This window comes from Pantoea sp. GABEPS69, from assembly GCF_045780835.1.
GTDB lineage: Bacteria > Pseudomonadota > Gammaproteobacteria > Enterobacterales > Enterobacteriaceae > Pantoea > Pantoea septica.
In genome coordinates, this window is record NZ_CP118618.1 from 130,568 (window position 1) to 144,545 (window position 13,978).

Below are 13,978 nucleotides of genomic sequence, written 5' to 3' on the forward strand. Positions count from 1 at the left end.
ACATGTGTCCGGCTGCGGGAGATTAATGATTGCTCTTTACGCCGCATAAAACGCCTGCTCTGTTTTGGTGCGTCCGCGCCGCCTGCATGCCGCTTTTGTGCAATACCCTTTGCCAACGGAATCTAAAAAATGTCGGAAAATCATCATCAGGCGTGGCCGGACGTTCCCGTATTCGACGGTCACAACGACGTGCTCTGTCGGCTGTGGCAGCACCATCGCCCTGACGCGGTTAACGCCTTTTTGCAGGGTACCGCGTCAGGCCAGCTCGATTTTCCGCGCCTGCGTCAGGGCAATATGGCGGGCGGCCTTTTCGCCGCCTGGGCGCCAGGGCAGGCCTCGCTCGCCGCCGCGGACGATGGGAGCGCTGCAAGAAGCGCGCCACTTCCTGTTTCTCTCTCTCAGGAGGTGAACGCCACCGCGCGCGATGCCACCTTCGCCATGCTGGCGCTGCTGTTGCGCATCGAACAGGCCGCGCCGGCGCAGATCAAAATCTGCCGCAGCGTGCGTGATATTCGCGACGCTATGGCCCGCGGCAGGCTGGCGGTGGTGATGCATATTGAGGGCGCGGAGGCGCTGGACGTCGATGGGGAACTGCTCGATATCCTGTACGCCAGCGGCCTGCGCAGTCTGGGGCCGTTGTGGAGCCGCCCTAACCAGTTCGGCGAAGGCGTACCCTTTCGCTTTCCATCGTCGCCCGATATCGGCTACGGGCTGACCGACGCGGGTAAACAGCTGGTGCGCGACTGTAACCGGCGCCGCATTCTGGTCGATCTCTCCCATATGGATGAAAAAGGCTTCTGGCACACTGCCGCCATCAGCGACGCGCCGCTGGTGGCAAGCCACTCGAACGCACACGCGCTCAGCGCCCAGTCGCGTAACCTTACCGATCGCCAGCTGGCGGCGATCGCCGAGACGCGCGGCTTTGTCGGGGTGAATTTCGCCGTGCCTTTTTTGCGCGAAGACGGCAGGCGCGACGCGCCGACCAGCCTGGAGGAAATTGTTCGCCACGTTGAGTATCTTCTCGACAAGGTCGGCGAAGATGGCGTGGGTTTCGGCTCCGATCTCGACGGCGCCACCATGCCGGACGATTTTCGCGACGTCGCTGGCTTCCCTCGGCTGGTCGCCGCGCTGGCGGCGCGCGGCTATAGCGCTGAGCTGCTGCATAAAATCTGTTATGGCAACTGGCTGCGCGTGCTGGAAGCGACCTGGGGCGAATAACCATGCGTCTGCGTCATATTGAAGTTTTTCAGGCGATCGTTCAGGCGGGTAGCATCAGCGGCGCGGCGCGGCTGCTAAACGTGTCGCAGCCTAACGTCAGCCGCGTGCTCAATCATGCCGAGCAGCAGCTGGGTTTTGCGCTGTTCGAACGGCGCGCGCAAGGGCTGGTGATCACCGCTGAGGGACGGCGACTGCTGCCTGAAATCGACGCGCTTTACCATCGCCTTCAGGCGATTAACCAGCTGGCAGATCAGCTGCGGCGCGGCGAAGGGCAGACGGTGCGCGTCGGCGCGGCGCACGCTTTTGGTCAGATGGTGATGGCGCCCGCGCTGGTGCGCTATCGGCATCAGGCGGCGGCGGTCAACGTCGAGCTTGTAACCGAGCATTTTTCCACGCTGTGCCGCAACATTCTTGACGACCAGCTCGATTTTGCGCTGGTGTTTGGTCAGCAGGTCGATGCGGACCTGCTGGCGGAGCCACTTTTCCACTCCTCAATGGTGGCGCTGTTGCCTCCTCATCTCAGCCGCGAAGAGCCGGTGTCGCTGGAGTGGTTGTGCGCCAATAATCTGCTGCTGATGCAGGCGCAGGATCCGCTTGGCCGCGTGCTGCACCGCGCGCTTTACGATAAGCGGCTCTATCCGGCCGTTTCGCTCTCGATTAAAACCTACTCTGTTATCGCCGATATGGTGCTGGCGGGCGGCGGCGTCGGCGTGGTCGACCTTTTTACCGCCTGTCGCTACGCCGATCAGCTGACGTTGCTGCCGGTCGCGCAGCCGCTGCCGTTTGAGGTGATGCTTATCAGCCGTCGCGATCGACCGCAGTCGCAGTCCACGCTGCACCTGAAGCAGGTTATCCGCCATCGCCTGTGGGAGATCGCGCAGCAGTGCGAGGCGCGGCTGGCGCGTCCCTGACAATAACTTTCTCCCGCCTCGCCTGCTGGTCACGATTTCGCCGCCTACACTGAAGTGACACAACCATATTCAGGAGCGGGTAATGAGGCGTAAGGAACAACCGACGCGTTGGAAAAGCGGCGCGCTGCTGGCCGGTCTGGGGCTGGGCGCAGCGGCAACCTGGTGGGGCGTTCAGCAGTGGCGGCGGTTAAAACAGACGCCGCCTGTTTCGCCGCGCAGCCATCACGCCGGACTGGCCGGTTATTTTCAACAGGTTGGCGAGTGGCGCATGTTTACGCGCGTCACGCCCCACGACGCGCCCGGCCTCCCGCTGGTGCTGGTACATGAGCTGGTGATGTCGGGACGCTCGATGGAGGAGCTGGCGCTGGCGCTGAGCAATAACTATCGCGTGCTGGTGCCCGATCTGCCCGGTTTCGGCGCCAGCGTCTTGCCGGCATCGGCGCCTGTGCTGTCGGTCGAAGAGCAGGCCGACGCGCTGTGGCAATGGCTGCAGCATAACCAACTGACGCGCGCTATCTGGATCGGCAGCGCCTCCGGCTGTCAGGTGCTCGCCGCGCTGGCCGTCAGGCATCCCGACGCGGTGGCCGCGCTGGTTTTCCAGGGCCCGACGGTGGATCGCCACGCGCGCAGCCTGCTGCGTCAGGCGTGGCGCGGCTGGCGAAACAGCCGTCTCGAACGCCATCGCTCCTCCACGTCGCTGATGCACGTCGACCTCGCCAAAGCTGGCCTGTGGCGCGCGCTGAAAACCCATCGTCTGCTACTGCAGGACCGTATTGAACATCGTCTGCCCTATATCAACGCGCCGACGCTGCTGCTGCGCGGCTCGCGCGATAGCGTGTCGCCCGCGCGCTGGGTCGACGAGCTGGGCGCGCTGATGCCGCGCGGCGAGGTGCTGACGCTGCGCGGCGGCACCCATACGCTGCACTACGTCTATCCGTGGAGCTTCCGCCACGCCATCCGTCCCTTTCTGACGCGCATTCAGCAGGAGAATCAGGATGAGTAAACTGCCCAAAGGCATCGCACGCTTCGACTCTGCCACCGCCATGCTGATGGCGCTGGCCCACACGCTGCATGATAAGCCGGTCGACGACGCCGACGCGTCGCCGATGCGCGATCGCCTGCTGCCGTCGCTCGACCGCCTGCCGACCCGGCTGAGAGAGTGGGGCTATGCCGTCGGCGGCATGGCGGAAGGCATCACCGAATCGCAGGCGGGCGATCTCGATATCGAAGGCATCGCCGAATGGATGGTGAGCGAATATCCGGAACGCGACTATCCCGCCGCCTTTATCGGCTCATCGAACGGTGCGCTGACCCATCTGGCGGCAGCGGCGGGCGCGCCCTGGCTGCCGCAAACCTTTCTCTGTCCGGTACGTTCGCCGCACAGCGATCCCGACGACGCTCAGGCGAGCTTTGAGCAGGGCAAAGCGGTGGCGGCGGCGCTGCTGGCCGCGTGGCCGCGTCTGGCGGTGCATCAAATCCAGGATCCCAATCAGGACCGGCTGATGCTCGACAAACTGCGCTACTTCCATCTGAAGCTGCGCGCGCTGCCGCTCGCCTTTAATGAGTTCCTGATGCGCAGCCTGCCGGGCAAAAGCACGCTGTTCATCAGCCACTGCACGCAGCAGTGGCCGGTGACGCGCACAAGCGATCGCTCTTTCTTCCAGTTCGGCGCGCTGGGCGGCGCAACGGAGAACGAATACCTGCAGGGCGGCGGACGCGTAGCGGAACTGCTGGCGCGTTACGGCAGCGAGCGCGAGCAGTGGCAGGCGCCCGTGCCTACCGATCGGGTGCCGGAAGCGGAGTGGGGACTGGACGAATACCTGAAATCGCCGCTGAAAAAGCTGGCGGCGGATCAGGGCTGGCAGCTGATGGAGATACGCTATCAGGATCCCGAGGCGCTGAGCTTCGTGGTGGCGGAGATCTACCGCGACTGGTATCTGGCGGCGGGCATCCACGCGACGCGCCTGACGGTGGGCAGCTATCTGCTGATGGATCCCTGGTGCGCCATGCGTCAGCACGCCATTCCGTTCTGGCTGATGTCGGGCGCCGAGCCTTCCGCCGCCTCGCTGACGCGCTTCCTCGACCGGCAGCCGCGCTATCGCGATATCGATATGCTGCTCTATTCAACCGGAACGGAGAGCATCGGGCTGGCGCCGCTCGAGCGCTGGCAGGGATTGCTCGACCGCGCGATGAACGAGGGAGCGTTCGTCGGGGTCGATACCGAGCGCTATCCGCATGATTTGGCCGCTTTCGCGCACTTCGACGCCGCGCTGCGGGCGCGGGCGCCGCTCTTCGCGCCGCCGCCGCCGCTGAGCGTGGAAAAAGTTATTTCCGGCATCGAGCGCTACGGCGCGCGCCACGGCGTGACGCTGCATAAACTGAGCTAGCCGGGCGAGCGCCCGGCTGCTTTATTGCTATACGCCGTCGGTGATCGGCTTACGCACCAGCACCAGATAGGCGAGGGCGCCCACCACGGCGATACCGGCGCAAATCATCAGCGCGAGGCTGAACGACTTCGTGGTATCCAGCACCCAGCCGGTGATGACCGGTGCGAAGGAGGCAAAGACAAAGCTGGCGAAGTTTTGGATGCTGCCGACCGACGCGGTCATGCGCGCCGTCACGTTAGCGTGGATCAGGCCCCAGCAGGAGGTGCCCGCGAAGTGGATGCAGAACAGCGCCATCCCGATCAGCGTGACGGCGCTGGTGGTATCGGTGGCGCGCGTCACGAAGGCGGTAAAGGCCGCCGATAGCAGCATGCCGGAGATAATGCACACCTTGCGGGTCTTCACCGCGTCGAAGCCGCGGCGCACCAGCGCATCCACCGCGTAGCCGTTCAGCAGCATGCCCGCCGCGCCGAACAGGAACGGAATCGCCGCCAGCAGGCCGGTACTCTTCAGATCCAGATGGTAGGTCGACTGCAGATAGCCCGGCAGCCAGGCGATATAGAGCCAGGCGGTATAGTTGATGCCGCTAAAGCCGATCATCATGCCCCACATGGTGCGCTGCTTAAACAGGCCGCGCCATTCGGCGAAGCTCAGCGGCTCTTTACGCGACGCCACGCTGCCCGCCTGCAAATAGTGGATCTCTTCCGCGCTGAGCTTATTGTTGTCGCGATCGCGATAAATCAGGTACCAGCCAATCGCCAGAAACATGCCGAGCACGCCGATGATAATGAACATGCCGCGCCAGCCGAACGCCAGCATCATCGCGGCCAGCACCGGCGGCGCCACCGACAGGCCGATCATCGAGGCGGCGTTGAAGAAGCCCATCGGCATGCCGCGATCTTTAATGTTGAACCAGTCGTTGATCACCTTTACGCCGCACGGGTTCATCGGCGCTTCGCCGATGCCGAGGCCGATGCGCACCAGAATAAACTGGGTGAAGTTATGCACCAGCCCGGCCGCCGCCTGAAACAGCGACCAGATGAACATGCCGAGGCCGAGCATAATGCGCGGCCCTTTACGGTCCAGCAGCGCGCCGCAGGGCAGCTGCGCCAGCCCATACGCCAGCGAAAAGGCGGAGAGCAGCATGCCGATCTCGGTGGCGTTCAGCCCCAGCTCCTCGCGAATGGTCATGTTGGCGACCGAGAGCGAGCTGCGGTCGAGATAGTTAATGATGGCTGCGAACAGCAGCAGCAGCATAGCGGTGATCTGAATCTTGCGAATGCGCGGCGAGCGCACGATATCGCTGCGCGCCGGCACATATTCCTGCTCTGGCGGCGTTCCGGCGGCCGGATTTTTAGCGTCGCGGGTTGAGGTATTTTCCATGGCATTCTCCCGTAGCGGGGTCGTTATCGTTATCAGACAGCTAAGGACATAGCGGCCAGGCGGCCGCCATGAGTTGCAGTCGAGACTAGAAGCAATGCAGCCAGGATGTTGCGAAGATGTTTCTGATTCGTGCGGGAGCTAATGCTTTGCGGTTTTTAATCGGTTTTTAATTGTACTGACGGATCGAGCGCGCCATCGATGAGCGGGAGGTGGCCAGATGGTTATGCAGCGCCAGCAGCGCATCGACGTCCTGACGGCCAATAAGCGCGGAGAGCAGCGCCATATGCTCCTCCAGCGCCACGATGTTGCGCTGCTTGAGATCGCGCTCGTCCCACTGGTAGTGCGAATGAAAAATAACGGAAATAATCTCCAGCGAGTGGTTGAAAAAGGGATTGTTGGCGGCGGAGAGGATCAGCGAATGCAGCTCTTTATCCAGCGCGGCGAACTGGCGGTAGTCGCTGGCGATGGTGTCGCGCAGGGCGCGGTGGCGATCCAGCAGGTCACGCGCCTGAATCCAGCGCTCATCCTGCGGCGGCAGGTTAAGAAAGCGCGTCAGCGCGTGCGTTTCCAGCATCTCGCGCAGCTCGAACAGCTTGTCGGCATAGTCCAGGGTGAACTTCTTCATGCGCCAGCGGCCGCGCTTGACCGGCTCCAGCAGATCGTAACGCATAAAGCGCAGCAGAAACTCGCGCACCACCACCGGACTGACCTTCACCCGCTGCGCCAGCTGTAGCTCGCTAAAGGCGTCGCCGGGCGAAAGCTGGCGCTGATTGATCATCTCGAAAAAGGCCTGTTCGAACTGGCTCGCCTGCTGCTCAATCGGTGAGGTCAGCTCGCTGAAACCATCCTCTTCCTGCGGCTGCCGCACGATCACGTAAGTTCCGGCCACTTTTTCCAGCACGCCGCGCTGCGCCAGATAGTGCAGCGTATGGCGCACCGTGGTGCGGCTGATATTGAACATCTCCGCCAGCGCGGCCTGGGCAGGCAGCGGCGAACGAATATGGCGCTGGGCGATCCCTTCCAGCATCTGGTTGATGACGTTCTGGCGCAGATTCAGGTTGCGGCTCACGGGGACTCTCCGGTTTTTTATTTATTAAAACCCATTCAAATCCCAAAAAAAACGCCGTGCCTCACAGATCGCGCGGGCAAAACAGCCGGTGGGTGATCAATTCGTCATAACTGCGGCAGGACAACAGGAGAATTCCCATGACGACAATGAAAAGCCTGGTCATCGCTGAACCAAAGAAAATGATCTGGGCCACGCGCGAGCGGCCTGTGCCTGCGGCGGGCGAGGCGCTGATTAAAATCATCGCCGCCGGCATCTGCGGCACCGATATCCACGCCTGGGCGGGCAATCAGCCGTTCTTCAGCTATCCGCGCGTGCTGGGACATGAGCTGTGCGGCGAAGTGGTCGCGCTGGGCGAAGGCGCAACGGGCGTTGAGCCGGGCCAGCGCGTGGCGCTGATCCCCTATATCTCCTGTCTGCGCTGCGATGCCTGCCAGAGCGGCAAAACCAATTGCTGCGAACAGATTTCCGTGATCGGCGTGCATCAGGATGGCGGCTTTTGCGAATACCTCGCCGTGCCGGCCGGCAATCTGCTGCAGGTAGAAGAGGTGGCGCCGGAGGCCGCCGCGCTGATTGAGCCGTTCGCCATCAGCGCGCATGCGGTGCGCCGGGCAAGCGTCGGCGCGGACGAGGATGTGCTGGTGGTGGGCGCAGGGCCGATCGGCCTGGGCGTGGCGGCGATCGCTGCGGCAGCGGGCGCTAACGTCGTGGTGGCGGACACCAGCGAGTTTCGCCGCGCGCACGTCGCGAAAGAGCTGGGTCTGGCGGCAATCGATCCGGCGCGCGACGATTTTTACGACGCGCTGCGCGCGCAGTTCAACGGTAGGCTGGCGCTAAAAGTGCTCGACGCCACCGGCAGCCCGGCGGCGATGAACAACGCCGTCAACCTGATGCGGCACGGCGGCACCGTGGTCTATGTCGGCCTGCATAAGGGCGATCTGGTGATCCCGGACAGCGAGTTCCACAAGAAAGAGACCACGCTCATGGGCAGCCGCAACGCGACGCGCGAAGACTTCGATCGCGTGCGCGATTTGATGGCGAGCGGCCAGCTGCGCGCCGCGATGATGCTTAACGCGCACTTCGCTTTCTCGACGCTGGCGGAAAGCTTCGAGCCGCAGGTGATCAACAACCGCGAGCTGATAAAGGGCGTTATTCACTTCGATCGCTAAGCGTGCGGAAGAAGTGGTCGCGCACCCGCGCGGCGTCCACGCTCAGCGCCACGCGCTGGGCAGGCAGGTGGCGAAACGGATCCCCCCGCGACGCCAGCGCGCTCAGCTTACGCACCGTTTGCCCGCGCGCGATGCCCTCGGTGATCACGCGCAGCGGACCTTCGCTTAGCTGAAACGCCTCGGGCTGGCAGAGCCAGGCGATCGCCAGCGTGTCGTGCAGCGCCATGCCGTCGAACCCCTCTTTTTGCAGACTATAGGCAAGATAGGGCCGCACGATGGCGCTCAGCACCGGCTGGTTAAGCTGCTCGACTTCCTGGCCGCTGATCAACACCTTGTGCGTCACGTCGAGCGGCAGCACCACGATGTTAAGCGCCGAGCTGAGCACCTGATCGGCGGCGTGCGGATCTTTCCAGATATTGAACTCGGCGAAAGGCGTCACGTTGCCGCTGTGGCCGTCGGTGCCGAATGCGCCGCCCATGATCGCCAGCTCTTTAACCAGCGGAATAATGTCCGGCGCCTGATTGATGGCGCTGGCGATGTTGGTCAGCGGGCCAATCGCCACCAGCGTAATTTCATGCGGCCGGGCGCGCACGCTGTCGATAATAAACTGCACCGCGCCCGGCGCCGCGTCGCTGTAAGTATTGTCAAATGCGTCGCCTAAGCCGTCGGCGCCATGCAGCGTCGCCGGCTCGCTGGGCGCCAGCGCCAGCGGGCGCGAACAGCCGCGGTAGACCGGCGCGTCGATCTGCATCTTATCGCAAAACAGGCGAGCGTTCTTTACCGCCTGTCCTACCGCCACGTTGCCGAACACCGTGGTGATGCCCAGCAGCCGCTGCGTGCGCGCCGCATAAGCCAGCGCAAAGGCGTCGTCTACGCCGATATCGGTATCGAAAATCAAAGTGCGCATCACTTCTCCCTAAATCAGGACTCTACGAATGATTACATCAGTATTCTCTGGGCACTCTGAATAAAAATTGACCAGGAAACATGATGCCTTTAGACTAACAAAGCACGCCAATTAGCCAGAAACTTGACCAACTAACAGAGGTTTTATGCACAAGTTGAACCTTTACAATGCGAAAACGAATTTTTCTAAACTCATAGCGAATGTAGCGGCGACAGGTGAGGAATATATTATCGCCCGTAACGGTCAGCCTATGGCGAAACTCGTTCCTTTGACGCCAGCTGAGAAAACGCCGCGCATCGGATTTATGAAAGAAAAGGGCGAAACCAGCGTGCCAGACAACTTCAATGAACTGCACGCCGACAAAATCGAAGAACTGTTTTATGGGAATAGCGAGTATGGCGCCAGGGAAGAATAAAGCGCCTGTTCTGTCAGCAGGCGGATATTTAATTGATACTCATGCACTTATCTGGATAGGCTGGCAGCCAGAAAAACTCGCTAAAGAGACCATTGCTATTCTCGCCGACCACAATAATCGGCTTTATTATTCGCCCGCCTCAATTCAGGAAATCGCTATCAAGGCCGATTTAGGCAAACCCGATTTTGGCTTTGATCCAGCTAGCCTTACTGAAGGATTAAAAGAGGCGGGCTATATTGAACTCCCCATTACTTCGCGCCATGCCTGCTCCATTCGCAACTTACCGGAAAAGATGCATAAAGATCCTTTTGACCGTTTGCTGGTCGCTCAGGCTCGAGAAGAAAAACTAGCCTTAATAACCAATGATGAAAAGATTATTCAGTACTGCTCAGACTATATAAAAATTATCAAATGCTGCTGAAAAGAGAATCTTTTTTATTAACAAACTCGCCGCGGCAAAGCCTTCAGAATCTGCTTTTTCGCCGTCTGCTGCTCGTCTGACCTGCTTGTCTCTCCCTGTGCCTCATCGTATTATCAACGCCTTAAGGTGATGGCGTTCCACCTTCCCCAACCGCCTGCTGGCGATCCCAGCGGCTGATGACGCCTGACATCAACCCAAATCCTCTCGCAGGCGTTGCTGGTGTGTCAGGCTCGTGCTCTCTCCGCCACCTCCCTGCGCGATCGCTGACTACAGGAGTTAATCATGTTGAAGTCGCTGTTCGCCGTGATGCTGGGCGGCGCTGCAGGCTGTACGCTGCGCTGGCTTATCTCGCTGCGCTTTAACGCGCTTTTTCCCAGCCTGCCGCCCGGCACGCTGCTGGTGAACCTGGCTGGCGGCTTTATTATCGGCGCCGCGCTGGCCTGGTTTGTCAAAAATCCCCAGCTCGACCCAGCCTGGAAGCTGCTGATCGTCACCGGCTTATGCGGCGGTCTGACGACTTTCTCTACTTTCTCGGCAGAAATCCTCATGTTGCTACAATCAGGTAAGTATTTGTGGGCGATGACGAGCGTGCTGACGCACGTTGCCGGATCGCTGCTGATGACTTTTGCCGGCTTCGCGCTGGTGAATTTCCTCGGCTAAGGGCAAATACCGGCCGCAGAAACATTTCGCCTCTGCGGCAACCGATTATTCCGGACGATTAAGGAGGACGTTCATGACTCAGCCTGCATTCCTTAACCTGGTGCTGTTAAGCGGTAACACCGAAGAGAAACTTCAGGCGGCGCGCGACGCCGGCTTCGATCAGGTCGAAATCTGGCGTGAAGATGTCGACGCCTCCCAACAGGGCGCGGCGCATCTGGCGCAGCAGGGGCTCGGCTTCACCAACCTGCAGGTGCTGCGCGATTTTACCGGCGCGCCCGGCGAGCTGCGTCGGCAAAAGCGGGACGAGCTGCGCCAGTTTATCGAGATGGCGCAGGCGTTGGGCTGCGACACCCTTCAGGCGCCCGCCACCACGCGCGAAGATTGCATTGCCGGGCAAATCGACGAAGATCTGCGCTGGCTGGCTTCCGAGGCCGCGCGCTTCGACATGCGCATCATGTATGAGCCGATGGCATGGTGCAGCGTCGATAATACGCTGCCGAAAGCCTGGGAGCGGCTGCAGCGTCTCGATCAGCCCAATATCGGTCTGGTGGTCGATCTGTTTCATATCTGCGCGCTGGGCGGCGACGCCTCGCATCTCGACGGGATCCCCGCCGAGCGGATTTATGAAGTGCAGCTGTGCGATATGGTGGTTCAGCCTTCGCCGCAGGATAAAGAGGCGATCATGGCGCTGGCGAAACATCGGCGCCAGCTGCCCGGCGCGGGCATGATCGATATCGACAGCTTTATCGATAAGCTGAAAAGCGCGAACTATCAGGGACCGATAGGCATTGAGGTGTTTAATGACGACCTGAAACGCCTGCCGCCGCATGAGGCGGCGCGGCAGGCGTATGCCGCGCTACGGCGCTTCTGGCCTTAGTCCTGCAGGCACTGCGCGATAAACGCGGCGGCGCGCATCGCGCCCTGCGCGGAAATGGTGTGCTCTGTCCTGGGTTCAAGCTGAAGCTCAAGGGGCACGCCGGCGGCTTTCAGGCGCTGCGCGGCCGACTCGCTCTCGCGCCACGGGATCACCGCGTCGGCGTGGCCGTGGATCAGCAGCGCGGGGGTCTGAACCGCAGGCGACAGCGGCTCGTCAAACGCCAGCCGGCCGGAGAAGGCCACCACGCCCGCCAGCGGAAAGCGTCCTGACGCCAGCGCGTCGAGCGCCATGATCGATCCCTGCGAAAAGCCGACCAGCACCACCTTGTCCCACTGGTCGCGCAGCCCGTGGCGCGCGAGAATCGGCTCCAGCGTGGCGTCGAAGGTTTCGCGCGCGGCACGCACCCGCGCCGGACGGTTCTCCGGCGTCACGCCGTCGAGGCTAAACCACTCAAAGCCTGCGCCATGGGGAAAAGAGAAGGGCGCATCGGGCGCGGCGAAGATGACGTCCGCCAACAGCGGCGCCCAGTGGCGGCCCAGCGCCGCTAAATCCTCGCCGTTGCTGCCGACGCCATGCAGAAAAATCACTAATGCTTTCGCCATCCGCTTCTCCTTAAAAACCATACTCGCTCATATCCGGGCCTGCCGGCACGATCCCGTTGGGATTGAGCGCCTTAATGGAATAGTAGCCCTGTTTGATGTGCTCGATATTTACCGTCTCGCGCACGCCGGAAATCCACAGCATGCTCTTCAGATAGCGGTTGAGCAACGGATAGTCGCGCACCCGACGCTGATTGCACTTGAAGAGGCCGTAATAGGCGACGTCGAAGCGGATAAGCGTCACGAAAAGGCGAATATCCGTTTCAGTAACGCGCTCGCCGAACAGAAAGGTGCGGCCGTCGGCCAGCCGCGTTTCCAGCTCGTTCAACTGCTCGAAAACGTCGCTGTAGGCGTGCTGATAGCTGAGCTGGGTGGTGGCAAAACCGGCGCGGTAGACGCCGTTGTTCAGGCGCGGGTAGATCGCCGCGTTCAGCGTTTCGATTTCATCACGCAGCGCGTCGGGAAAGAGATCGATACGGTTATCGGCGAGGTCGCCGAAACCGCTGTTAAGCATGCGCACAATATCCGCCGACTCGTTGTTGACAATGGTTTGCGTCTTTTTGTCCCACAGCACCGGCACGGTGGCGCGTCCGGTAAAGTCGGCATCGGCGCGGGTATAGAGTTCGTGCAGGAAGCGCGCGCCGTTGAGGGTATCGCGATCCGCGCCGGGAAAGTCGCCGAAGCGCCAGCCTTGCTCGCCAAGCTGCGGCTCAACCACCGACACGCTGATAACCGATTCCAGCCCTTTTAGCTTGCGGGCGATCAGCGCGCGCGAAGCCCAGGGGCAGATCAGCGCCACATAGAGGTGATAGCGATCCGGCTCGGCGGCAAAGGGGGTGCTGCCGTCGCTGCTGATCCAGTGGCGAAAACTCGACGTCTGGCGAACAAATCCGCCCTGTTTATCCGTGGCCTGAACCGGATGCCACTCCGCACTCCATTTACCTCTGACTAACATTGCGCTGCTCCTCATGCTGATATAAGCAGCAGCTTATTACGCTTCCTGACGGCTGATAATCACGTCAAAACGACAATCATTCTTTCCATTGTGGAAGGGATCGGCCGGGCGGAAAACGATCGAAGTGATCCGCCAGAAAATCGACCAGCAGCCGCGTGCGCTGCGGCAGATGGCGCGCGGCGGGATAGAGCGCGAACAGGCCGAGCGGCGGCACGTCGTAGCGCGCCAGCACTGGCACGATATCGCCGCGCTGCAGCGCGGGCGCGGCGATAAAGTCCGGCAGCCGGGCGATACCCAGCCCGGCGAGCGCCGCCTGCAGGCAGGCTTCGGTATTGGCCAGGCGCAGACGGCCACGCACCGGTACGGTCACCGTCTCGCCTGTCTCGCTGACGAACGGCCAGTTCCAGGGATCGCGGAAGTTGGTGTCGGTAATGCACTGATGATCGCTGATGGCGCGCCAGTGCTGCGGCGTGCCGTACTGCTGCAGATAGCGCGGCGAAGCGGCGAGCCGCACCGCTATTCCCCCCAGACGGCGCGCAATCAGGCTGCTGTCGCTCAGGTTGCCGATGCGTACGGCGATATCGAAGCCTTCGTCCACGATACTGACTGGGCGATCGGAAAAGCTGACGTCCAGTTCGATCAGCGGATAGCGTCTGGCGAAGGCGGCCAGCACGCGGGAGAGCACCGCGCTGCCGAAGGTCACGGGCGCGCTGATATTCAGCCGGCCGCTCGGGGTGCCGGCGCTTTCGCGTACGCTGACGTCGAGCGCGTCAAAGGCGTCCAGCAGCGTTTTAACCTGTTCGTAGTAAGTGCGGCCGACGTCGGTGGGCGACAGCGCGCGCGTGCTGCGCTTAACCAGCTGCACGCCGAGCTGCCGCTCCAGCTTCGATACCAGTTTTGACGCCTGACCGCTGCTGACGCCGAGCCGCGCCGCCGCGGCGGCAAAGCTGCCCAGCTCCAGTACGGCGACGAACATTCGGTCGCAATCAAGCCGATCCATAGGGCGTTCCTGC

At 61.8% G+C, this 13,978-nt stretch carries 15 protein-coding genes and 1 riboswitch; of the genes, 9 read left to right on the top strand and 6 right to left on the bottom strand.

Annotation, left to right across the window (positions count from 1 at the left end; translation table 11 throughout):
- Nucleotides 1–129 precede the first annotated feature (129 nt).
- The 4 genes from PVE98_RS00595 to PVE98_RS00610 all read left to right on the top strand — a co-directional run bounded on the left by PVE98_RS00595 (nucleotide 130) and on the right by PVE98_RS00610 (nucleotide 4,516).
- Nucleotides 130–1,218: a dipeptidase gene (locus tag PVE98_RS00595; protein WP_096072231.1), complete on the top strand. Its 1,089-nt coding sequence runs from the start codon at nucleotides 130–132 to the stop codon at nucleotides 1,216–1,218.
- A 2-nt stretch (nucleotides 1,219–1,220) separates the two neighbouring features.
- Entirely contained in the window at nucleotides 1,221–2,129 is a 909-nt protein-coding gene (locus tag PVE98_RS00600) for a LysR family transcriptional regulator (protein WP_033753424.1), read from the top strand.
- A gap of 82 nt (nucleotides 2,130–2,211) precedes the next feature.
- The gene (locus PVE98_RS00605) at nucleotides 2,212–3,132 is read left to right on the top strand and encodes an alpha/beta fold hydrolase (RefSeq protein WP_033753422.1); all 921 of its coding nucleotides are present in this window, start codon (nucleotides 2,212–2,214) and stop codon (nucleotides 3,130–3,132) included.
- Nucleotides 3,125–4,516 (top strand): hypothetical protein, encoded by a 1,392-nt coding sequence (locus PVE98_RS00610; protein ID WP_096072230.1) that lies wholly within the window; start codon nucleotides 3,125–3,127, stop codon nucleotides 4,514–4,516. The genes PVE98_RS00605 and PVE98_RS00610 overlap by 8 nt, the downstream gene beginning before the upstream one ends.
- A gap of 27 nt (nucleotides 4,517–4,543) precedes the next feature.
- Here PVE98_RS00610 and PVE98_RS00615 read toward each other — a convergent pair whose 3' ends face one another.
- Entirely contained in the window at nucleotides 4,544–5,896 is a 1,353-nt protein-coding gene (locus PVE98_RS00615) for an MFS transporter (RefSeq protein WP_033753418.1), read from the bottom strand.
- A 166-nt stretch (nucleotides 5,897–6,062) separates the two neighbouring features.
- Entirely contained in the window at nucleotides 6,063–6,965 is a 903-nt protein-coding gene (locus PVE98_RS00620) for a GntR family transcriptional regulator (protein WP_033792735.1), read from the bottom strand.
- A gap of 137 nt (nucleotides 6,966–7,102) precedes the next feature.
- On the opposite strand from PVE98_RS00620, the gene PVE98_RS00625 reads away from it, so the two are divergent.
- Complete coding sequence (locus PVE98_RS00625) at nucleotides 7,103–8,131, top strand: zinc-binding alcohol dehydrogenase family protein (RefSeq protein ID WP_096072229.1); 1,029 nt, start codon at nucleotides 7,103–7,105, stop codon at nucleotides 8,129–8,131.
- Here the strand turns inward: PVE98_RS00625 and PVE98_RS00630 are convergent.
- Nucleotides 8,112–9,038, bottom strand: coding sequence for a nucleoside hydrolase (locus tag PVE98_RS00630; protein ID WP_096072228.1), 927 nt, complete (start codon nucleotides 9,036–9,038; stop codon nucleotides 8,112–8,114). The two genes, PVE98_RS00625 and PVE98_RS00630, sit on opposite strands and share 20 nt — an antisense overlap.
- Before the next feature lie 145 nt (nucleotides 9,039–9,183).
- On the opposite strand from PVE98_RS00630, the gene PVE98_RS00635 reads away from it, so the two are divergent.
- The 4 genes from PVE98_RS00635 to PVE98_RS00650 all read left to right on the top strand — a co-directional run bounded on the left by PVE98_RS00635 (nucleotide 9,184) and on the right by PVE98_RS00650 (nucleotide 11,411).
- Nucleotides 9,184–9,453: a type II toxin-antitoxin system Phd/YefM family antitoxin gene (locus tag PVE98_RS00635; RefSeq protein WP_096072227.1), complete on the top strand. Its 270-nt coding sequence runs from the start codon at nucleotides 9,184–9,186 to the stop codon at nucleotides 9,451–9,453.
- Nucleotides 9,434–9,874 carry a type II toxin-antitoxin system VapC family toxin gene (locus PVE98_RS00640; protein WP_096072226.1) on the top strand — a complete coding sequence of 147 codons (441 nt, stop codon included), beginning with the start codon at nucleotides 9,434–9,436 and terminating at the stop codon, nucleotides 9,872–9,874. The genes PVE98_RS00635 and PVE98_RS00640 overlap by 20 nt, the downstream gene beginning before the upstream one ends.
- A gap of 116 nt (nucleotides 9,875–9,990) precedes the next feature.
- A riboswitch (Fluoride riboswitch) is annotated at nucleotides 9,991–10,067 on the top strand.
- 89 nt (nucleotides 10,068–10,156) lie between these two features.
- Nucleotides 10,157–10,534: a fluoride efflux transporter CrcB gene (gene crcB, locus PVE98_RS00645; RefSeq protein ID WP_033753408.1), complete on the top strand. Its 378-nt coding sequence runs from the start codon at nucleotides 10,157–10,159 to the stop codon at nucleotides 10,532–10,534.
- Between the two features lie 73 nt (nucleotides 10,535–10,607).
- The gene (locus PVE98_RS00650) at nucleotides 10,608–11,411 is read left to right on the top strand and encodes a sugar phosphate isomerase/epimerase (protein WP_033753405.1); all 804 of its coding nucleotides are present in this window, start codon (nucleotides 10,608–10,610) and stop codon (nucleotides 11,409–11,411) included.
- Here PVE98_RS00650 and PVE98_RS00655 read toward each other — a convergent pair.
- From PVE98_RS00655 to PVE98_RS00665, 3 genes are all read right to left on the bottom strand, one after another.
- Nucleotides 11,408–12,013 carry an alpha/beta fold hydrolase gene (locus PVE98_RS00655; RefSeq protein WP_333620658.1) on the bottom strand — a complete coding sequence of 202 codons (606 nt, stop codon included), beginning with the start codon at nucleotides 12,011–12,013 and terminating at the stop codon, nucleotides 11,408–11,410. The two genes, PVE98_RS00650 and PVE98_RS00655, sit on opposite strands and share 4 nt — an antisense overlap.
- A gap of 10 nt (nucleotides 12,014–12,023) precedes the next feature.
- Nucleotides 12,024–12,965, bottom strand: coding sequence for a glutathione S-transferase family protein (locus PVE98_RS00660; RefSeq protein ID WP_096072225.1), 942 nt, complete (start codon nucleotides 12,963–12,965; stop codon nucleotides 12,024–12,026).
- 76 nt (nucleotides 12,966–13,041) lie between these two features.
- Complete coding sequence (locus tag PVE98_RS00665; protein WP_096072224.1) at nucleotides 13,042–13,965, bottom strand: LysR family transcriptional regulator; 924 nt, start codon at nucleotides 13,963–13,965, stop codon at nucleotides 13,042–13,044.
- Between the last annotated feature and the right edge of the window lie 13 nt (nucleotides 13,966–13,978).